At 43.5% G+C, this 20,991-nt stretch carries 17 protein-coding genes and 3 pseudogenes; 12 read left to right on the forward strand and 8 right to left on the reverse strand.

What is annotated here, in order from left to right; all coding sequences use genetic code 11:
• Positions 1 to 76: 76 nt before the first annotated feature.
• Positions 77 to 220: a hypothetical protein gene (locus tag F6J90_RS34395; protein WP_293104419.1), complete on the forward strand. Its 144-nt coding sequence runs from the start codon at positions 77 to 79 to the stop codon at positions 218 to 220.
• 36 nt (positions 221 to 256) lie between these two features.
• Complete coding sequence (gene ruvA / locus F6J90_RS34400) at positions 257 to 892, forward strand: Holliday junction branch migration protein RuvA (RefSeq protein WP_293104422.1); 636 nt, start codon at positions 257 to 259, stop codon at positions 890 to 892.
• Positions 893 to 1,122: 230 nt separating this feature from the next.
• Here ruvA and F6J90_RS34405 read toward each other — a convergent pair whose 3' ends face one another.
• Positions 1,123 to 4,020: an ATP-binding protein gene (locus F6J90_RS34405; protein WP_293104425.1), complete on the reverse strand. Its 2,898-nt coding sequence runs from the start codon at positions 4,018 to 4,020 to the stop codon at positions 1,123 to 1,125.
• A 1,112-nt stretch (positions 4,021 to 5,132) separates the two neighbouring features.
• Between F6J90_RS34405 and F6J90_RS34410 the strand changes: the two genes are divergently transcribed.
• Positions 5,133 to 5,864, forward strand: a complete 732-nt coding sequence (locus F6J90_RS34410; protein WP_293105291.1) for a response regulator transcription factor — start codon at positions 5,133 to 5,135, stop codon at positions 5,862 to 5,864.
• A gap of 526 nt (positions 5,865 to 6,390) precedes the next feature.
• On the opposite strand, the gene F6J90_RS34415 is transcribed toward F6J90_RS34410, so the two are convergent.
• The gene (locus tag F6J90_RS34415; RefSeq protein WP_293104428.1) at positions 6,391 to 8,268 is read right to left on the reverse strand and encodes a caspase family protein; all 1,878 of its coding nucleotides are present in this window, start codon (positions 8,266 to 8,268) and stop codon (positions 6,391 to 6,393) included.
• A gap of 278 nt (positions 8,269 to 8,546) precedes the next feature.
• On the opposite strand from F6J90_RS34415, the gene F6J90_RS34420 reads away from it, so the two are divergent.
• The 3 genes from F6J90_RS34420 to F6J90_RS34430 all read left to right on the forward strand — a co-directional run bounded on the left by F6J90_RS34420 (position 8,547) and on the right by F6J90_RS34430 (position 11,028).
• Positions 8,547 to 9,152: a hypothetical protein gene (locus F6J90_RS34420; RefSeq protein ID WP_293104431.1), complete on the forward strand. Its 606-nt coding sequence runs from the start codon at positions 8,547 to 8,549 to the stop codon at positions 9,150 to 9,152.
• A 263-nt stretch (positions 9,153 to 9,415) separates the two neighbouring features.
• On the forward strand, positions 9,416 to 9,586 hold the full coding sequence (gene rpmF / locus F6J90_RS34425; RefSeq protein WP_293104434.1) for a 50S ribosomal protein L32: 171 nt from the start codon (positions 9,416 to 9,418) through the stop codon (positions 9,584 to 9,586).
• A gap of 599 nt (positions 9,587 to 10,185) precedes the next feature.
• Positions 10,186 to 11,028 (forward strand): universal stress protein, encoded by an 843-nt coding sequence (locus F6J90_RS34430; protein ID WP_293104437.1) that lies wholly within the window; start codon positions 10,186 to 10,188, stop codon positions 11,026 to 11,028.
• Positions 11,029 to 11,437: 409 nt separating this feature from the next.
• Here F6J90_RS34430 and psbM read toward each other — a convergent pair whose 3' ends face one another.
• Positions 11,438 to 11,551 carry a photosystem II reaction center protein PsbM gene (psbM, locus tag F6J90_RS34435; protein ID WP_044495836.1) on the reverse strand — a complete coding sequence of 38 codons (114 nt, stop codon included), beginning with the start codon at positions 11,549 to 11,551 and terminating at the stop codon, positions 11,438 to 11,440.
• Positions 11,552 to 11,650: 99 nt separating this feature from the next.
• On the opposite strand from psbM, the gene F6J90_RS34440 reads away from it, so the two are divergent.
• Positions 11,651 to 11,839 carry a hypothetical protein gene (locus F6J90_RS34440; protein WP_293104440.1) on the forward strand — a complete coding sequence of 63 codons (189 nt, stop codon included), beginning with the start codon at positions 11,651 to 11,653 and terminating at the stop codon, positions 11,837 to 11,839.
• A 91-nt stretch (positions 11,840 to 11,930) separates the two neighbouring features.
• Here F6J90_RS34440 and F6J90_RS34445 read toward each other — a convergent pair whose 3' ends face one another.
• Together F6J90_RS34445 and F6J90_RS34450 are read right to left on the reverse strand one after the other, a co-directional pair.
• A complete protein-coding gene (locus F6J90_RS34445) occupies positions 11,931 to 12,260 on the reverse strand; it encodes a 2Fe-2S iron-sulfur cluster-binding protein (RefSeq protein ID WP_008191595.1) in 330 nt (109 codons plus the stop codon).
• Positions 12,261 to 12,715: 455 nt separating this feature from the next.
• Positions 12,716 to 14,644: a TolC family protein gene (locus tag F6J90_RS34450; protein ID WP_293104443.1), complete on the reverse strand. Its 1,929-nt coding sequence runs from the start codon at positions 14,642 to 14,644 to the stop codon at positions 12,716 to 12,718.
• A 959-nt stretch (positions 14,645 to 15,603) separates the two neighbouring features.
• Here F6J90_RS34450 and F6J90_RS34455 point away from each other — a divergent pair.
• The 5 genes and pseudogenes from F6J90_RS34455 to F6J90_RS34475 all read left to right on the forward strand — a co-directional run.
• Positions 15,604 to 15,846 (forward strand): hypothetical protein, encoded by a 243-nt coding sequence (locus F6J90_RS34455; protein ID WP_293104446.1) that lies wholly within the window; start codon positions 15,604 to 15,606, stop codon positions 15,844 to 15,846.
• Between the two features lie 3 nt (positions 15,847 to 15,849).
• Positions 15,850 to 16,071, forward strand: a complete 222-nt coding sequence (locus tag F6J90_RS34460) for a hypothetical protein (protein WP_293104448.1) — start codon at positions 15,850 to 15,852, stop codon at positions 16,069 to 16,071.
• Positions 16,072 to 16,493: 422 nt separating this feature from the next.
• Entirely contained in the window at positions 16,494 to 16,913 is a 420-nt protein-coding gene (locus F6J90_RS34465; protein WP_293104451.1) for a hypothetical protein, read from the forward strand.
• Between the two features lie 472 nt (positions 16,914 to 17,385).
• Positions 17,386 to 17,745, forward strand: a complete 360-nt coding sequence (locus F6J90_RS34470) for an IS1 family transposase (RefSeq protein ID WP_293104454.1) — start codon at positions 17,386 to 17,388, stop codon at positions 17,743 to 17,745.
• A gap of 350 nt (positions 17,746 to 18,095) precedes the next feature.
• A pseudogene (locus F6J90_RS34475) lies at positions 18,096 to 18,682 on the forward strand (ISAzo13 family transposase); the annotation flags it as partial.
• Positions 18,683 to 18,831: 149 nt separating this feature from the next.
• On the opposite strand, the pseudogene F6J90_RS34480 reads toward F6J90_RS34475, so the two are convergent.
• The 3 genes and pseudogenes from F6J90_RS34480 to F6J90_RS34490 form a co-directional block, all read right to left on the reverse strand.
• Positions 18,832 to 19,014, reverse strand: a pseudogene (locus tag F6J90_RS34480) (IS1 family transposase); the annotation flags it as partial.
• Positions 19,015 to 19,086: 72 nt separating this feature from the next.
• Positions 19,087 to 19,488 (reverse strand): transposase, encoded by a 402-nt coding sequence (locus F6J90_RS34485; RefSeq protein ID WP_293099542.1) that lies wholly within the window; start codon positions 19,486 to 19,488, stop codon positions 19,087 to 19,089.
• A 72-nt stretch (positions 19,489 to 19,560) separates the two neighbouring features.
• A pseudogene (locus F6J90_RS34490) lies at positions 19,561 to 20,652 on the reverse strand (ISKra4 family transposase).
• Positions 20,653 to 20,991: the final 339 nt, after the last annotated feature.

Consider the following 20,991-nt stretch of genomic DNA (forward strand, 5'->3'; position numbering starts at 1 on the left):
CTACGCGAACAACCAAATAACCTCCCCTACTTCGGACGCCAAAGGCGAACAACCAAATCACCTTAAACCTTAAACCTTGGCCAATAGGCCACGCTACGCGAACAATCTTCAAGCAACCTTCAACCTTCAACCAACCTTCAACCTTCAACCAACCTTCAACCAACCTTCAACCTTTAACCAACCTTCAACCAACCTTCAACCAACTAACCTTCAACCTTAAACCTTCAACCAACCTTCAACCTTCAACCTTCAACTAATGATCAGCTATCTCAAGGGGACAGTAGCTAGCATTCAAAAAAGCACTGGTAATCGGGTCACTCTGATTCTAGATGTCAACTACATTGGGTATGAAATACAAATCACTCGCCGTTTGTCCCAGGAGTTGCCCGTAGCTTTATCGGAAAAAACCGTGCAAATCTTCACCCATTTGCAAATCCGGGAGGAGCAACAGGTGCTATACGGTTTTGCCTCAGCGGCTGAGAGGGATTTGTTTCGTCAGTTAATTAGTGTCAACGGTATTGGTGCTCAATTAGCGATCGCACTACTGGACACCTTGGGATTGCCTAATTTAGTCCAAGCGATTGTCACAGGTAATATTCGTGCCTTATCCAAAACCCCTGGTGTGGGTAGCAAAACCGCTGAACGCATTGCTCTAGAACTGAAAACGAAGTTGGCTCAATGGCATAAGGTATCGGAGGTAGAGTCCCCACTATCTGCTAATGGACTCTCACCAGGGATTCAGGAAGATGTGGAGATGACTCTTTTAGCTTTGGGATATGAAAATGATGAAGTGGCTCAAGCACTCCATGCTATTAGTGAGGATGTTCAGGTAGCTAAAAGCAAGAATGCGGAAGATTGGATTCGAGAAGCGATCGCTTGGTTGAGTCGCTGATGATGTTCCTGATCGCACCCAATATAGGGGTTCTAAATATAGCGGTTCCACGAGTGAGGTACATCTGGATCAGCGCTACTAGGGGGAGAGTGGGAATAGGGGGAGGAGGTTGAAGAAATTTGGGTTTACCTCATCCCACAACAGAACCGCTATAATCTAACCGAAACCTGAAACCTGAAACCTGAAACCTGCAACCTGCAACCTGCAACCTGCAACCTGCAACCTGCAACCTAATAAATTACCCTTCTAGTACGAAATCCTTTAAGAGTCTGGGGCAAAAAAGAACAATTTAGGGTTTTAGATTTTGGTAGATCGCAATCAAGACAATCGGGAGTAGAAGCTTTTACTCGTCTAGGAAACTTGACATGGAAGGTAGACCCCTTACCCACCTTACTCTCTACCGTAATCGTTCCTTGCATCAACTTGACTAAAGATTCTGTAATCGCCAGTCCTAAGCCGGTACCCGAGTACTTGCGAGTTGTAGTTTGATCAATTTGTTGGAACTCCTCAAAAATATGCTCTAAGTCATCCTGGGCAATTCCAATTCCCGTATCCCTAACAGTGAGCATCAGCCAGTCGGTGGAAATTTCCTTGACTACCACCTCTACCCTGCCAATTTCGGTAAACTTAATGGCATTGGAAACCAAATTGACCAAAATCTGCCGCAGGCGGAGGCTATCATTGATGACGATGGGATTTTTTAACTTGGTTTGGATATACAACTCTAAATCCTTCTGAGCGGCTAGGCAACGGAATTCATTGATGGTTTCTTTAATCAACCTGTCCAAAGGCAAACTTTCCAAGGTTAACTCCAGACAAACTGCCTCAATTTTGGACAGGTCAATCATATCCTTAATCAGAGTCAGTAGATGTTGAGCATTATTCACAATGCGCTCCATTATATCTGCTTGTTGGTGGGTTAAGGAGCCCTGACGCTGACGCAATAGGAGCTGGGAAAAGCCAATAATGGCATTCATGGGAGTCCGTAACTCATGGGATATCGTAGAAACAAACTGGGATTTCAACCGTGCTGCTTCCAACAATTGCAGGTTCTGTAGCTTGAGGGATGCATCTCTCATTTCCAGTTCCCGATTCTGGCGAGCCAGCATAGTGTTCTGAAACTCTAAACGTGCTTCTTGCTCCTCTAAGGCTTTAATCATGCGAGCATTATCAATTGCGATCGCAGCTTGTTCATTAATCATGCGAGCATTATCAATTGCGATCGCAGCTTGTTCACCCACTGCTGCTAGTAGATTCCGACCTGATTGGTCTAATGCCTCTGGGTCTTCCCAATTGCCAATAGCTAGTACTCCCAAGCGTCCTGCTTGCACAGACTCAATCGCCACAGCGTAAATAGCTGTAGGTACTTCCTCTTCCAGATGCCGCGAATCCCAAGCCTTGCGCTGAATTAACTGAGATTTGCCAGTTAAAAAGACTTGAGATAGTAACCCTTGCTCAAGGGGCAAGATGTCTTCCCAGTGCAACTTTTGTGTATCAATTCCCGCGTTCACCCTTAAGACTTCAGGGTTACCGAGAGAATTATTGAGAATGATGAAACAAAATTCAACCCCAGCAATCGCTTTAGCTACCTCCGATACCATCTCCTGCAAGAGATTTGGAAGGTTAGTCAGTCGTTGATTGAGGAGATTAGTCAACTGGTGTAGGGTTCTCAGTTGCTTTTGCTGTTCATTGAGAATTGTAATTGCCTGCCTGAGATGATCACTGGCCTGGTTTGCCTCTCGGTATAACCGCGCATTTTCAGTGGCTAGGGCAGCGCGACTAGCTAAATCTTCAGCCAACTTGACATCGATCTCATTGTAGCGGCGACCTGATTCACTCCTAACAAACCAAATTGAGCCCAAGATTTGTGAACCCATTCGTAATGGTACACAAATGTAAGACTTAATTTTCAATGCCTGTAACATCCTGAGATGGTCAGGATCATCAGCAGCAGCACTCAGGAATTGATCAGAAACCTCAAAATAGGCATCCGCACAACCTGTACGTAAAACCTTGCCGTTGCCATAGTCTTCATCCCCCTGGGGAGGGTAGCAACGGTGCAGTTCCCAAATCAACTCCTCTTGCTTTGGGTTAACATGGGCAACGGCAAGACGCTGGTAAGACTGGGGAGTATCATAGCTATCAACTCCCGATACCACATCAATGGCACACCAATCAGCAAAGCGAGGGATTACCAGCTGCACTAGGTTGTCCAATGTAGTCTGGTAATCGAGGGAAGCTGAAAGTACAGCAGAAGCCTCCGCCAGAAATCGCTGGGATTCTTCTGCTCGCTTCTGCTGAGTAATATCAGTAATTACACCAGACATCCGGAATGGTACTCCTTGATCATTCAACTGGGCTTTGCCACGAGCAGTACAGTAGCGATCTTCTCCAAAAGCACAGGGTAGGTTAAATTCTACATCCAGTTCAAGGTAATCTTGTTGGTAACTAGCCACCGCCTTAGTAACTTTGAGTAGATCTGAGCAATTTAGTAACTTAAATAAGAGATCAGGGGAAAAGTTATGGTGGTACTTCCCTATCTGTTCAGGCGACAAGCCAGTAATTTCATAGAAGCGGTCATTACAATACAGTTGTTTAGTCATCAGGTTCCAGTCCCAGATCCCGTCATTGGAACCTTCTAGCACCAAGCGGTAGCGTTCTTCGCTTTCTTTCAGCCGCTGATGAGCTACAGCTGCTTCCCGTTCTGCGCGGTAGAGGCGAACTGCATTAGAGAGGCTACGTAAGAGATTTTCTGGTGAGATTTGGCTTTTGGTCAGATAGTCCGATGCTCCAGATTTCATCAGCTCAACCGCAATTTGCTCATTAATTTGCTCGTTCCCCTGGTCACTCAACACAATCACAGGGACTTCAATGCCAGCATCACGGATTTCTTTAACCAGAGTCAATCCGTCCCCATCCGGTAAGTTATAGTCTAATAGAATGCAGTCCAAACTCCCTTGGGTCAGGGTAGAGTTAGCGCAGCGTGATGCGATGATCGACAAGGCGCTTTTGCTGTCAACTGCAACAGCTATTTTTACGGGTATACCCCCTCTGTTAAGAGCTTTAATTATGGCTTTGCAGTTAACTTCATCATCCTCTACGATCAGTAGTCTGATAATCTCGTCCATGATTTAGCGGTTGAGCTGTTGTCATTGGTTATTGGCTAATGATTAGTGGATAGTGGGTAGTAGCAGTTCTTGACTGACAACCGACACCTGAGGAGGCTAAGGAATTATATTGAGCCAAATCTATTGTTTAAGTTGAAGTATTGCTCAAATTTAGTCAACCTTACGGACTTGACAATCTCTCCACGTCGCTTTAGGAAGTATTGCTCAAATTTAGTCAACCTTACGGACTTGACAATCTCTCCACGTCGCTTTAGATTGTAGGATTCTACCTTACCTCGGTACTAGTCAGAGAGCTTCAGTAAAAATACCGATCTGACTAGGTGGAGGCAATCCCACGGTTGTGTAGTATCACCGAAACATTTGCCAAATCGATGAGAATCGACTAGGTATGAGTATACTTGTATAAAAACTCCCTTGATTAGTAATCTCACCCATCTAGGGAATGAACCCATGCTAATTTTCCAGTGGTATTTCCTGAGAAACAAACTCCCTTAGATAGATTTTTTAGGGGGTTTTACCCCCTATTGTATCCTGCTGTTGGATCAGGGAGCATGGGACGATCCGCAGATGAGCATAAAGAGTAGGATTTATCGGAATTGGTCATTTCGTGCTGGTGAGACTACCTTTGTTACTCAATAAGCCCATCGGATCTCAATCCTTAGGTGCCCTTGACCCATTAAGAATTAAATTCGCCAAGTAAGAGCGCACCTGTTGAGAATCTCCTCTAACCGTTGGAATGGGAAATCCTGCCAACCCCTATGACAAGTCGTTTTGGCACGACTAACCCCTTATACTCATAGAGTGTAAAGATTATAATAAGTAACTATCCATAGGTCCGCTCTTACTTGGCGAATTTAATTCGCCACGGGTTGCACCTCCTGTAACTTCTCAATAACTTTATATCTGATAGCGTAATAGTTTTTGACAAATGCTTTCATTCCAGCTAAATTTAAGTGATCGTTGCCAAGAGATAGTCTTTTGGAAACTCTATCCCAAAGTCATAAATATCTACAACTACCAATAGGTGGATATCATGATGATTTTTACCAAAACTTTACAAATTTACTCTAAAAATCAATAAACTATAAATCTCATCCCCCTAGACGTTAATGATGGGTAAAATTCGTGTGGCTCTCATTGAAGACCATGATCTGACTCGGATGGGTCTGCGAACAGCCCTCCAACAAAGCGGTGAAATTGAATTGGTGGGCGAAGCGGCCAATGCCACTGAAGGACTAAAGTTACTAGCGGAATCTAGACCAGATATCGGGATTGTCGATATTGGTCTTCCTGACATGGATGGAACTGAATTAACTAGACAATTCAAAGAGTTTCAAGCTAAACAGGATGATTCTCAACAAGATGATTTTCCCACCAAAATTATGGTACTGACCTTGCAGGATGATGAAGAAGCCGTACTAGCCGCTTTCGCCGCTGGTGCCGACTCTTACTGCATGAAAAATATCACCTTTGATCAATTGCTAGAAGCTCTGAAAGTGACCTATGAAGGTAATGCTTGGATTGATCCAGCCATTGCCAGGATTGTACTTGAGCAGATCAAACCAAGCAAAGACACTCAGCCTACTGAAGCTAGTGAAACGATAGCTATCCATGCTGCTCCCAATGAATACAATCAAATGATTGAAGCTTATCCTTTAACGGAAAGGGAATTAGAGGTTTTGCAGTTGATTGTAGAAGGTTGCAGCAATGCTGTGATTGCCGAAAGGTTATATATCACTGTGGGAACTGTCAAAACTCATGTCCGAAATATCTTGAATAAACTCTGTGCGGATGACCGTACCCAAGCAGCTGTCCGTGCCCTCCGCTCTGGCTTAGTTATTTAAGATTATACCAGAAAGTAACTTTTTACAGTTATAAGGTTAGTTGGTTGAAGGTTCTTAGGTTGAAGGTTAGTAGGTTCAAGGTTAGTAGGTTCAAGGTTAGTAGGTTGAAGGTTAGTAGGTTGAAGGTTCTTAGGTTGAAGGTTCTTAGGTTGAAGGTTCTTAGGTTGAAGGTTCTTAGGTTGTTCGCCCTAGGGGTCCGGTGTAGGGTAGGTTGAACATTAGAGCCTTAACAACTCAAAGCCGGATGTATAATTGGCAACCTGTAACGTAAGCACTCAGCTATCAGCTATCAGCTATCAGCCATTAGCCTTGGCCAAAGGCCACGCTACGCGAATGGCTGACGGCTGACGGCTGACGGCTGAATGCTTACGCTGTAACTGGCAACCTGTAACCTTCAACCTTCAACCTTCAACCTGTAACCTGTAACCTGTAACCTGTAACCTGTAACCTGTAACCTTCAACCTGTAACTGGCAACATTCAACCTTCAACCTTCAACCAACCTTCAACCTTCAACCCAAATCACTATCAAGGTCTACCTTGCTGCCATCTAGCGATCGCTTCTTGGGCAGCCTCATAGTAAGGGGTATCTTTTGGAACTAATTTTGCTGTGTTAATCGCTGAAAGAAACTTGCCTCGCGATGCACGGGACTTAGCAATCAGATAAATCTTATCGCTAGCTTGAGCAATTAACGCTTGTGCTGTGGCATACTTAGGTTGACCCGGTGGAATCTTACGGAGGGTTGCGATCGCACGATTATAACTAGATGCTTGATTGCGTTGGACTTGTTTGATGGCTGTTTGGATAATCTGTTGATTCTGCGACTTCTGTTGGGAGAGAATCTGCCACTGTTTAATAGCATTGTTAGCCAAAGGATAAACAGAAGGGTGATCTTGAGGAACTAGTTGGGCAGCTGCGATCGCTCCTTCAAAATCACTTTTTTTTGCCCGTTTCTTGGCTAGAGCCAGAATTGAATGACTCCAACGAGTGATATATTGTTGTGTCTGCTCATAAAGAGGATCCCCAGGTTTCACCTGACGGGCAATTGCGATCGCATCACTATACACAGATGCCTGCTTCGGTTCAACTAACTGTCTTGCCTGGTCCAAAGCTGCTTGATTCGCCTTAATCCGACTCGGTTCCCCCGATTTCTGTGCCTTAGTTTCCAGGGATTTACTCTTGGAATTTGGCAAGGGAGCTGGAGTTGCCTGGGATGTTGACGCTGTAGGTAATGTTACTGGGGAGTTCCTGACCTTGGTAGTTTCTGGTAATTTGGTAGTTAATGTGGTCGTCTGTGTGTTTTTAATCATCTGTTGACTAATTAAGCCTTCCTGGTTACGGACAACAGTTAGGCTTACTAGTCCTAACAACAAAGCTATACCACTACCCCAAAACAACCATTCTCGCCATGACGATAACTCTTCTGTATCAGTTTGAGGCTGGCTGTCTGAATAAGAAACTAAAGCTACTGAGTTAGATGACTCCTGGTTTGAGCTGTCAGTGTTAGTGGGTAAAGAGCTATTTTGATTAAGCTTTACCACCGATAAAGGTTTTTTGGCAAATTCACTCTCAAGATTCTTTTCATCTTTAGAAAGAACTACCTTGGTAGCTTCTGAGTCAGTGCTCGGGTCAGCCCATTGATTTTCTGGTGGTGAGCTTGCCCCTTCAGGCCAAATTTGTTGTTGTCGATACTCCTGTAAAGGAATCACCGTCAGAGGAATCTGAACTGGTCGCCAATGGTGTTGGCTCAACTCCGGTAGGCGCTCCCTGAGATACTCGTCAAGATTCTCAAGGGTAATCTCAGTATGATAGTAACCCAGTGCTTCTAGAAGTGCTGAGGTGAATAAGCCATTCCCTAGAGCGGCAGCTTCGTGAGAAAACTGGTTGAGTTGACTAGAAAGTATCAGGGAAATATCCATTTTGTAGGCTAATTCCACTGTTTCAGCACCAACTGGTTCACCAGATGGCATTCCCGGTGAGCGGTTTATGTCTAACAATACCAGGATTTTATTGCCCCCCATAGTCTTGAGAGAAGAAAACAGGCATTCTATTGGTATACCTGTTCCTGGAATATCATCTGGATTGCCATCAATCGGCATGAGGTAGTCAACTTTATCCCAACTGACCCCGCAGCCACTGAACAAGAACCAACGCCAACTTTCTGGAGAACCTGGACTCTGGCGAATCCTGTCGAGGCATCTTAAAATATTTTCTCGGTTGGGGTAGGTTAAAAAATCATCAATCGGTGGTGAACTATCAGTTAATAAAAGAAACTCAGTGGGTTGCAGATGAGCTTGGTCTACAAAAAACCCTTGTAGTCTTTGAGCGTCTGCTTGACCATAGTTTAGAGGTTGTAAGAACTGATAGCGGTTGATGCCAATTGCTATACCAGCGTAATTTGCCATTTACCCCATACCCTAGCGGCTGAAACTAGTAGATTTTATGCCTATATATGCCTAATTTTATTACTATTGCTGTAGTTTACCCTTACACTTAAATTCTAATCTAACCCTGTTAAGCTTAACCTAACGGCTTCACTTTATTAATTAATTAATTATAACAATATCGAACCTAGTCCACCTTTCAAGGCTCTTGAAGTAGTTTTTGTAAATCTAGTTTCTGTCAAGATTTTCCTTCATCATGAATCTTTTCCTTTTTTGGCCTAATCAGAGGATATAATAGTATGTTGTCCAAATTAATCCGGCTATTGGTATTGCCCGGCTTAGTAGGGGTTAGTTGGCTGACTACAGTTGCCATTGTTCCCCAAAGCGCGGAAGCCAAGACAGCTCGTATTAATGTTACCCTCAATCGTGAGCCTGACGAAACTTACCAAGGCTTTATGCGGCGTGCTGAAGTAGTTGCTAGAGCAGCAGCTCAACGCAGCTTCGATAGTGACATATTGACTACAAAGGTAGCGATTACTATTCTAGGGCAAAATCAAGGAGAAATCGCCCCAGTCCTGTTGTTAGAAGTCAGCCGTCCATCCTGGAAAAGACGACCGGATGCCAAGTATTGGGCAACTTACTTTCCCAATACCCAGTTCCTACTGCGAGTTGAGGAACCTGATTTTTCTGCTCAAAGTCAGCCACAGTCCCTGGAACCAGCTCCCCCAAGTCCTGAGCCACCGCCACCAAACAACCAGGTCCCTGAGCTACCACCACCTGAAAACCAGGCTCCTGAGCCACCACCAGCCAACAACCAGGCTCCTGAGCCACCACCAGCCAACAACCAGGCTCCTGAGTCACCGCCAGCAAACAACCAGATAGAAGACCGAGATACAAGACAATGAATTGAACTTCCCCATCCGTCGCAGGAATGGGGATTCTATGGCACAACCTAATTGGCTGTTATCGACCTGGGCGTAACTTTCCCCTGCACGGTCGGTAGCTGAGTAGGGTCAATACCCAGTGAGACCCTTACTTTTTATATTAACACTATTTGAGAGGAAAAATTCATCCTCGACCTAAGAGGACGGGGTATTCTTTTCCCTCTCAAACTCTCCCACTCTGATAAGATAGAAAAGCTGTCTAACAATTTAAATAATTTACACTTATGGCTGTTCCTAAGAAGAAAACCTCAAAATCCAAACGGGATAAACGTAAAGCTAACTGGAAGCGCAAAGCACATCTGGAGGCACAAAAAGCCCTCTCTCTCGGTAAAGCAGTCCTGAGTGGGCGTTCTACCTTTGTTTATCCAACAAAGGAAGAAGAAGACGAAGACTAGGTTTACTCCTCCCCACCGAGCGATGACGGCGTATCGCTGATTTTTACCATGGTTCGGGTGGGTGAGGTATCACGAAGACAACGCGCTATAGGCCCTGCTGCCCTAATACCTCTGACGACTTTTGGGTCTCCAAGCTACTTACCTAGCTTAATAGATCTGAAGCTAATACTGAAGCTAGGCGTGATAGTCCTGACTCATCAAGGAGTGCTGTCTTGTGAGCGCCGTTAATAAATTTTCAAAATTTTCTAGCCTAATTATCAGTATCCTGGTCAGTATATACCAGGGAAAGTCCAACCCTCAACCCCTACCGGACAACTGTCTGAGGTCCGGATAGGTTGCTGGGTATTTAACTGGCATATCTAAAATTGATTTCTGTTCGTTAACTGTTGGTGGTTAACAATTAACAGAAAATCATGAGTCGGGCTGTGGCAATTAGATGTATCACAGCTTAATACCATTGAGTTTAGTTTCAAGTAAGTGCCAGACAATTTACCAAACATGTTAATTGTTAAATTTGGTAACTCAATTTGGCAACTCAATTTGGCAACTCAATGGTCAAGTAACCAAGCATAATTTAGTAACTCACCAATAATTGCCCAATGATAAGAAAAATTTTAATATCTGTAGCTGGTCGGGGACTGTGTGAAGAAATGTTCAATATGTTGGCCGAAATTCCTGCCATACAACAGGCATCGGTCACAGTCCTACATGTGGTGCCTCCTCAAGTCACGGCTGAAGCCATGTCAGCTAAGTTAGAAGAGGGGGGTAAGATTTTAGCAGATGCGGTCAAATCCTTAAAGGTTGACCCCAGCCGAATCACGCCCAGACTCAAACAGGGAGACCCTAAAAATATCGTTAGCGAAGTGGCAGACGAAGAAGAAACCGACCTGATTATTATGGGTTCGAGAGGACTAACTCGCCTAGAAGCGATTTTGGAAAACTCCGTTAGCCAATATGTGTTCCAATTGTCCTCCCGCCCGATGTTGTTGGTCAAAGACGATGTCTACGTCAAACAAATCAGACGGATTATGGTCGCAATGGATAAATCTGATGCTGCTCAAAATTCCTTCGAGTTGGCTCTATCCCTAGTGCGAGACATGAAGAATGTTCAACTATATCTAGCTCGTGTCATTCCCGAAGCCAAACCTGATCAAGTGATGAGCAATGCTGAAGCAGACCCAGTTCTCGCAGAGGCAGCAGCAAAAGCGAAAAGGCTTGGTGTTTCTTACCGTTGTGTTCTAAGTGGCGGTAAGCCCGGACCAGGAATCTGCGAGTTAGCAGAAGACAAGAACATCGACTTGCTGATTCTCGGTTCTCCTGACCGTCGCCCTTCTATGGCCAAGAGTTTAGTAGATTTAGATCGATTACTGGGGAATTCCTTGTCAGACTACGTCAGAGTCAAGGCTAACTGCCCAGTGTTGTTATCACGCACAGCTACTTGAAGTAGTCAGTTATTAACCATTAGTCATTAGCCATTAGTCATTAGCCATTAGTATTGCCAGTAAACCTCTTGTTGGTTACATGTTGCTTAAAAAGGGTTCATGATCAAGGTTTAATGACAAAGGGTTAATGACTAATTATTTAAACTTCCACCTACTTGAGATTTCACTTACTTTAGTGGTGGGAGGGAGACTCGTAAATCCGGTAATCGCTGATCATCCCGCCTACTTTAGTGGCGGGAGAAGTGAACTTAACCGTTCTTTAATTGGAATTAATTAGACAACGTTATACAAGGTTATACAAAAAATTCCTTGGACTTTCATGCTGGGAAGAATCCCACCCTGACCTTTGGCTAAGGAGCAATGCTTGCGCGTTTGGTACAGGCGTGGGGATTATCACCAGATCAGCTAACTAGTTTCCTGAGCCTTCACGGCTCGCGGTTTGGATATAAAGAATTAGCAGGAAAACCGCAGGCACCAGCACAAACAGGATGCTGGCAACAAACCCTAGATCGTTAACTTGCATGATTATTAGTTCCTCTAAATCGTTTTTAACCCACCAGCTATAGGATACCATTAACACGGCTGTTCACGAAGCGTCGCCTTCGGCGAATCGAAATAGAACATGGAAATTGAAGCCTGGCAGGACGAAATCAGGGTAATCCTAGATAAGCGCGTTGATCATACTTGTGAGGTACAGTCAATTGTCTTAGCTGTATTCCCTACTCCCTACTCCCTCGCCTTTGGGCCACGCTACACGAACAAACCCAGGACAAAAGCACCTCACCCATTTGATAAATGCTATAAACCCTAAGTACACCTCTATATTTCTATATCTCTATACAAGGAGGGGGAATTTAGGTTACAATCCCTCGCCAGCTAGCCCTTAAAATCCCTTGCTATGGTTAGATGGCAGCAGATGGGGATTTGCTCTTAAGGGTTGGTTTAGTTTTCACACTCACAGGTCCATTCACCAAGACTTGACAGGCTAATCGGTAAGTATCAGGCTTTTTCTTGAGTTTCCGATTTTCTACCTCAGTTCTAGGGGATAGATTTTCTATCCCTGCCACAATTTCCACAATACAGGTACCACATTGACCATAACCGCCACAGTTCACCAGCTTTCCCCGAAATGTGTAGAGATCTATGCGATTTTGCAGCATTTTCTCTCGTAAGTTCGCTCCATTGGCAGCAATGACCTCTTGGTCTTCCTTGACAAATTTGATATTAGCCATGATTTGTCCCAAGTCTGATCTTATTTTCTCATATGTATTTCTATCTTATTAAGGAATGTTAAAAAAATAAGCATCCCTGGTGAATGGTTCATGGCAAACTTAACCATGAACCATTAACTGTAAACCATATGAGGTAATCTGTCTATTTAGTTTTGAGGGTTAGGGCAAGGTTAATGGTATAGCGCTACGCGCAAGGCAAAAGGCAAAAGGCAAAAGGCAAAAGGCAAAAGGCAAAAGGCAAAAGTTGACTATAACAGCTTTCCAGCTTGTATCAATGTCAAACACCTTAATGGGTAGTGCTATATTACATATTTTTTAGAGGTTACTCCTTAACGCCTAATACCTAGAGTCTAATACCTAGGGTCTAATACCTAGTGCTTAATACCTAGTGCCTAATACCTAGTGCCTAATTAGGACAAGTCTAGTTTACCCCTTAATTCAATTTTGATGGAATACTAGGGAATATCACTAACTTTACTGTCTGGTAGATTACTCACTGCCCGTTGCAGGTTGGCCAGAGCGCGGTTATAGCCCAGAATTGCAGTAAGTTGGTTAATCCTAGCCCGGGTAAGGGCGGTTTGCTGGTTAATTACGTCGGTTTGGGTACCAACTCCTGCCTGAAATCGTAACCGAGCTAGCCGGAGGCTCTCTTCTGCTACTTCTAGGGCAAAGGATGCCGTTTCAATACTCTCTTCATTGGAGTTTAATTGAGAATAAGCTTGTTCGATCTCAAAGCGTATTTGATCCCGTTGGTTCGCAAAACTGCTTTCAGCTAAAGCAACATCAATATCTTCCTGTCTTGCTCTGGCCATCGCTGCTCCGCCATCAAAGAAATTCCACTGCAATTGTGCCCCTACCGAGTAACCATCAGCAGAACTAAAAGTATCATTGAAGTTATCCAATAGGTTGATTTGACCAAATACACTCACCTGAGGCCTGACTGCAGCCAGAGCAATGGTGCGCTGTTCCTTGTTGATCTGTCGTTGCACCAGTTGCTGTTCCAACTCAGATCGGTTTTTATAAGACAGGATCAGGCTCTGTTCTAGAGATAAATCCCAACTTCCAGCAATTTCGATGGGATCTGCTGCAGTAATTTCTGCGGATTGAGATAAGTTTAATAACTCCGCCAGCTGTCGTCGGGCAATACGTTGGTCACTCAGAGCGTTGGTCAACCCTTGAGAGTCATTGGCTAGCACAACCTGTTGTTGCAAGACCTCAAATCGGGTGCCTAAGCCAGCTTGTTCTAGTAACTCCGTATCCCTTAGAATCTGAGCGGACTCGGTGACTGCCGCTTGGGAAATCTCAACTAGAGCATCATTCTCTTGTAAATTGTAATAGGCAAGGGTGACCTGAAGTCGGATCTCTTCAGACAGGCGTTCTACCTCCAGCTGCTGCAACTTTAGCTGTTCCTCCGCTAGCCGGACTTGTGCTGGTCTTTGCCCACTAGTGTATAGGTTATAATTTAAGGTTAGGTCTGCAGTCAAACTTCCTGACGCCCCGGGATTTGGAGGCAGAAGTTCTGGTGGCAGAGGCTCTAGACCGTTAGCTTCACGCTGTTCGCGAATCTGGTCACGTTGTGCCTGACCACTTATCTGGTCTCCTGCACTTTGTGCATATTGAATTTGCGCAGTTGTTGTCAAAGTGGGGTACCAAGCGGTTAAGGCTTCTTGGAGAACGAACTGACTACGTTCCAAGGTCAGTTGTGCTTGCTGTAATTCCTGATTATTACGCTTTGCCAGTTCTATGGTCTGTTGCAGGGTAATGGGCTGTGTGATATCTATCTGGACTTCCTGGCTTTGGGTAGGAAATGATAAAGGATTGGGGTCAGGATCAAGAAACTCTGGCGCTGAGGTTCCAGCGGTTTGTGACGTTCCAGAGGTTTGTGACATTAACTCAGGGTTTTCCCCTGTAGCAGATTGAACCACCGTATCCTCACCAACTTCTACGGATTCCGATGGCGCTGCTAGCTCAGCCACCGCAGGAATCGACTCCTCCTGCTTTGGCTGATTAGTTGGCGCTGCTAGGAGTTCAGCCACCGCAGGAATCGACTCCTCCTGCTTTGGCTGGTCAGTAGGCAGGATGGTTTGATCAATAATTTCTTGGACTAATTCTGCTTGTGAGGGTGAGGAATCTACAGAGGGAATAGACTCCTGTTGCTCTGGTTGATTGGAAGCTGGGGTAGTGTTATCCATGACTTCTACCACTAGCTCCCCTACCTCCGGGTTTGGGGCTGCTTCTGTTAGGGATTCTTGGTTAGGTGTAGCTACTGAGTTACTCTGAGGCTTAGTAAGTGATGGTAAATCTTCTGAGGCTCCGGATTCCATGCCGCTCAAGGCAATTGCCGTCCCCACACCCACAGCTAATATATAACGAAAACTTGGCATAGATTTTACAGTTGATTTTTAGTCTTAGCAGAACTACTTCTCTTGCTCAATTTAGCAACCAATGGCAGGATAATGGCTTGCTATTGGGTTTAGCAAAGGAATATTCCCGGTTTGCATATCTAAATCAGGATTGAGCCTCAAATTGCCATTTTTTATAGGAGTTGCTCTTTAACAAGACTTTATTATAGTGGGCAATGGCTTCACAGTATCCTCATATTGGCAATTTTCTGTTGCAAGGAGAAAAGTGACTAGATGCGATCGCTTTTAGCGGAAGCTGAGGCCTTTGGCCACGCTACGCGAACGCTTCATCGCATAACCCCTAGAATAATCTCTCACACATTTCAATTGTGAATAGGGGCTGATCGGGAGATCGGGAGATGGGGAGATGGGGAGACTGGGAGATCGGGAGATGGTAGACCGGCTTTTGCACACGATATCGGGTTAATCGGTTAAATTCTATTACTGAGCCGATGCTCTAGTATCAGGAAGTGGGCTCAATTAGGGTAAAACTATTGTTTTTTGACCTTAGCTTAGATTGGGATTGAACAGCCCGAGAGGTTTTCCAGTCTGCCACACTACCAAAGCATTATCTCCGTTTTTGTGACGATTACTTGATGGTCAGGGTTAGTTGTGTTCCAAGGGATTTGCGATCGCATTCTCTTGCTTACTATCTATTCTGCATTTAAAAATTAACCAAACTGTGTATGCCTAAGGTCTATAGCTAAGGATTGACAGTGGGATAATGTTCTTTCTTGAAAAAAGGCGTTAGCAATCGGTAAATATATCTTCCTCCAGTCAAACCACCTAAGTTGTCACAAAAAGAAGCAGACATAAAAATTAGTTACCCATGGAGCTGACGGGGGGACCTAGGGATTATAGCCCTTATGTAGCAAGGGATACAGCAGAACAATAAAAAAAAAGATAGGTCAAATATAGTAAGCCTGACCTACCTACCAAAAATGATAGCGAAACTATACCAAAAAATCCTACAAAATCAGCTGCATCACAACAGGTATTTGTTAGTGACCTTAGTCGTTGCCAGCCTACAACTACTCCGACAGGTCAAACTAGAAGTGTTAGCTCAAGCGCTGCCGTTACCTATTTTGTTTGAGAGTCGTCGAAAAAAATTACGTCGGTTTTTTCGGCTCAAAAAGTTTAATATAGTTTCCATCTGGTTTCCCTGTGTAAGTGCTCTGCTATAAGAGATGTTTAAGCCGAATGATAAAATATATTTGGCGATAGACCGCACCAGCTGGGGTGTGATTAATATCTTGATGGTTAGCGTCATCTATGATCATCGCTCCTGGCCGATTTACTGGGAATTATTGGATAAAAAAGGCAGCAGTAATTTTGATGAGCAAACAGCTGTTTTGAGTAAAAGTTTTGGCTTACTATCCAACTATAGAGTGGTAGTGTTAGGGGATTGACCTTTGGTCACGCTTCGCGAACGGGAATTTTGTTCACCCAAACTGGGCAACTGGCTGAGATTAGAGGGTGCATACTTCTGTTTGAGACAGAAATCTAACACGCTTGTTTGTCACGATACTGAGATGGAACAAAAGTTGAAAGACTATGGTCTTAAGCCAGGAGTAAAGCTGTTTATTAAAGACTGTCAGGTGACCAAAAAAAAAGGATTTGGGACATTTATATAGCCGGGAAGTGGAAGGGAAAGTACCAGGAATTTAATACGAAAGAACCCTGGTATATTTTGACTAACTTTGATGATGTAGATACAGCTATTGTGGCCTACCAAAGACGATTTTCAATTGAGGAAGCGATGCAGCGCGGTCTTGGGGAGGCAGCGCGGTCTTGGGGGTTCCCCCCATGAGCGACTGCCGTGGTTTCCCCCATGAGCGACTGCATCAAGACAATGTTTAGAGATTTCAAGTCGGGAGGCTATAGTCTTGAAGGGTCTAAGCTCACAGGTGAGCATCTCTCAAAATTGATGATTGTTGTGGCGATTGCCTATACCAGTGCCATGATTCAAGGGCGACACATTAAGCAGATGGGAATTCAAAAATATGTAGTCAGGCCTGAAACTCAATCAAGTGGACAAAGGCGACATAGCGGTGCGACCCAAGGGCGATTTACTCGCCCATTGGAAAGCGCACCGTCTGCTTTTTATGTTGGCCAACATCAGCATTCGTGGCTTCGCTTAAGGGGATTGTGTCAACAAATAGTGGACGAACTTTTGCAAATTAACCGTCGTTGGCTCAACTATTACAAGAAGGGTGAGCGGGCTATACAGTTAGCACTGTCTACATTATAAGCTTTATGTCCCCCTGTCAGCCCATGGAGACAAAAATTATAAATCAAAAGATTTTTTAATAATTAGTTTGATTGATTACGTTGATATTAGTTATAATCGATTATTATTTGTTATGCTTTTTTAGGTATTTATCTAATCTGTTAACTATTGGCTAAAAAGCCAGGGCTATTTCATTCTAAATAGGTCTTTGAGTGTGTTAAGGCATTAACCAGCCCGACCCTGGGCTTGAGCCATATTTTGAAAACCATTGTCCCGATCTAAATTCAGAGGCAAAGTTGCGTGCCAGTGCCCAAAGAAGTACGCCTAGGTGGGGTACGAATCCGTGAAGCATCTTCCCCTTGAGTCACCGATACGGACATAATGCACTTTGTTCTCCACTCCCCAATAGCCTCGAATCCGTTTGGCAAAAGCGTCAGCCGTATCGATAAATGGGCCTTGCTCACCCAAGGAATGGTATAATAAAAAGAAAACCATGCAATGCCCTAATTGTCATAGTAACAAAACTCATAAATACGGTCATCATAGAGGAAAACAAAGATATAAATGTAACGACTGTGGGCGACAATTATTAGAATTTAAAAATCCTCGTGTTTACGACGAAAAAATTAAATCGATCTGCCTAAAAATGTATCTAAATGGCATGGGATTTAGAGGTATAGAAAGAGTAACTGGTGTTAGCCATACTACTATAATAAGTTGGGTAAAAAAAATTGGTTCAGAGTTACCAAATTTATCTTTAACCGAAGAAATACCCGAAGTAACTCAAATAGATGAGCTACAAACTTTTGTAAAAAAAATTTGGGTGTGGGACGAAACCTTAGGCTTTATGTAAAAATAACTTGAACATTTTTGCTCTTGGTGAGATAATGAAAATATATTCAATTTGATCAGGGGGTAACATCAGCCCTCATGCATATTACTCTATAAGGCTTATTGGCCCATGACTCCTACTCGATACAGTGGCAAATTGACCCTCCTTTCATGGTCTTGATGCAAAGGTCGAGTGGGGGAAACCCGACTCGGCGGACTGCATCGGTTTGATGAAGCTCCGAACCGTAATAACATAGTCCAAGCTCTGTCCAACGGCAGCATGTATATTTGGGAAGCTTATGGGGTGAACTCCTTACCCAGTAAGGAGTTCAGCTTGCCTGTCGCCATCCCAGATTCAATGGATACATTGAAATGCCTAATAATCTGGTTATTGACAAGATTCGAGAAAAGTATAATTCCTTATTACCTTATTTAAACGAGAAAACTCGTCGTATTTGGGCAGCAACCGAAGCTCGAAGCTTGGGGTGGGGGGGTATTACTCTAGTGGCTATTGCCACAGGTCTTTCTCGCACTACCATTCATGCCGGAATCAGGTTACTAGGGAGCAAAGAGGGGAAAAAACGGAGAATGACTCTGGTAGAATTAGGAGTAGTGGGGGTGGCAGAAAACTACTGGAATAACAAGACCCCATGCTATTATCAGACTTGGAATCATTAATAGAACCGATGACAAAAGGAGATCCAGTATCACCTCTTAAATGGACTTCTAAAAGTGTAGTCAAACTAGCTGAAGCTTTAAATGCGGGTGGACATAGAATTAGCCCCAAAAGTGTTTACAATTTGCTGTTAAATCTTGGTTACAGTTTACAAGCCAATCGGAAAACTCGTGACGGCTCATCTCACCCTGATCGAGATCAGCAGTTTTTACACATTGCCAACCAAGTTAAAGAGTTCCAGTTACAGAAAGAGCCAGTAATTTCTGTAGATACCAAGAAAAAAGGGCGTTGCATTACTGTGGGATGATTTAGAGTTTTTTTCGATAGCGATCGCTTCAGAATCAAACCCAAATGTTAAACTGAAATTAATTGAGAAATATTTTGGTTTTTGAGATAGTAAATCAGGATCTTTATTGACAAATCTAACATTTATTTTTACTTATAATAACAAAAAGTTTGACGATGTAATCGCGCTAGATAATGACGCAAACGACTATTCTCTCCTTCGACCCTTGTCATTGATGTTTTACTAACGATCTGGTCTCCATCTGGAATAAATTGAGGGTAAACTTTATATCCATCTGTAATCCAAAAATAGCAATTCCAATGCTTAATTTTTGGGAGCATCCCATTTTGGAAAAAAGAGAAAACTTATTCGCAATTAATAATCGCGAATAATATCCCGACTTAGATATCTTCTTGCTCGGAGTCGAAAGAAATATCTAATAAGCTATTTTTAAGAGAATCAATCGTTTTTTGTAATTCGGAAACTATGGTTCTTCTGGCTACAGCCATCACCCCGGCAACATGGGCTTCACTTCCAGCCTTCCCCAAATGCTTATATTTACTTAACTTGGGCGCTTTACCTGTGGTTGTGAAGGAGGGTGAACTGGCTTGTAATTTGTAATACCAGTAGGCTTTTTGGGGCTGTCGAACTTGATAACGCGCTACCCAGACACCTGACGGGGCGAGTTCTCCTTGACCCTCGAAGAAATTTTTGTAGGTTTCGAGACTAGCAATTGCCGTCTGTAAACGAGTTATTCTCTCTAGTTTATCTTGTGGTGACTTACTGGAAACTCTTCTGCCCATTTATCTAAATCTCCATCAAAATATATTCGCGATTATAACTCGCGAATTGGACCCCCAAGGATTTTTAAGTGCTTAAATAGCTAGCTGACCGTTCAAATAAGCACAACGAAGTTGTAAGATATTAGCCACATTTTCTCTTAGCCACTGGGCTCCAGTTAGTTTAACACGGTGGCTTATTTGTTTGACGGCTGATTCCACAGCTCCGCTGCCAATTGAACAAATTTGTTCCCGTTGAAACCATTGATAATTGATTAACCTTTGACGGTGCTTGTTAAGATAGCTAAGAAAGTTCGTTCCTCCCACGGGCTGAACCGACTTCAACAACTTCCGAGCCTCGGATACCTGTCCCATCCACAAGTAAGCCTCTAACTGTTCTTTGATGGATTTTTTCGTTTCTATTTTATGCAGGTTTTCGGTTAGGTGATACCAGTCCAAGATTTCAATCCTATCCTTAGTCTCTCCAATTTCAGCAAATATGTTCCAGATTCCATCATGTCCATCTCCTAAGCAGTACAAGGGCGAGGTTAATGTTTGACTATTTATCCAATCCGTTAAAGATAGGTGATCTTGAAAGAAGGCTCCGTAATAAATCCCTTGTAAACGGGCTGTTTTGTATTCTTGCCAAAAAGTCGGTTCTCAAGCAAGCTTTTGTCCTCAGACGAATTTTCCCCCCATCAACACTTATCTCGGATAACCCAAGTTTTAGATCAGGAAGTGGTAGGTCAATTTGGTTCACTTTGCGTTCCCGTAGCGTGGCCTTTGGCCAATGATGAGTGGAGTGACCGACTTTTAGCCCAGTTAACAGATACAAGTCACTCTCTGCATTTTGATAAGATTCATTGGCACTTAAGAGGAGACAGCATTTTTCCAGCAGAGGACTATGGCGTGTATAGGCTTCTATCCCTAAAGCATCTGCTTGTTTTTTCGTAATCTTCAGTTTTCCCAAGCAGCTTTTTAGGGTTCGGATTTTTCCTCGTCGGGTTTGGGTCTTTTTGGTGATAAAAAAAGGGCAATTTTGGGACTGACGTGTTCTAGAACCTGCTCTCTAACTGCAATTTCGATATCTGCTAGGTTTTCCAAACTATCCGTGTCAGTATTGTTATAAAGGATCTCACTGGCTCGTTTTAAACAAGCTTCCAGTTCTTCCCGTTCGGCTCTGGTCATGATCAAAGGGTATGAACATCTACCTCTCTATTATGCCAGGGTACATGTATTCCAGCTCTCTACTGATTTAATTCGCGATTATAAATCGCGAATTAAATCAGTACCTATTCCTTTCTTTTTTCCAAAATGGGATGCTCCCTAATTTTTTACCATAATTTTTTAAAAGTTTTGGCACTGCGGTCTCCTATTACATATTCTAAAATCTCCGAGTAATCCTTGTTTAAAGCTGTCCAGACCCAAATTTTAGTTTTTTTTTGCTATAAATGTTTGCAGTTTATCTAGTTGATCTACTTGTGGTGTTTTGTAATTTTTATGATAATCATGTAGCTGATTACCAAT

It is taken from the genome of Moorena sp. SIOASIH (assembly GCF_010671925.1).
Lineage (GTDB): Bacteria > Cyanobacteriota > Cyanobacteriia > Cyanobacteriales > Coleofasciculaceae > Moorena.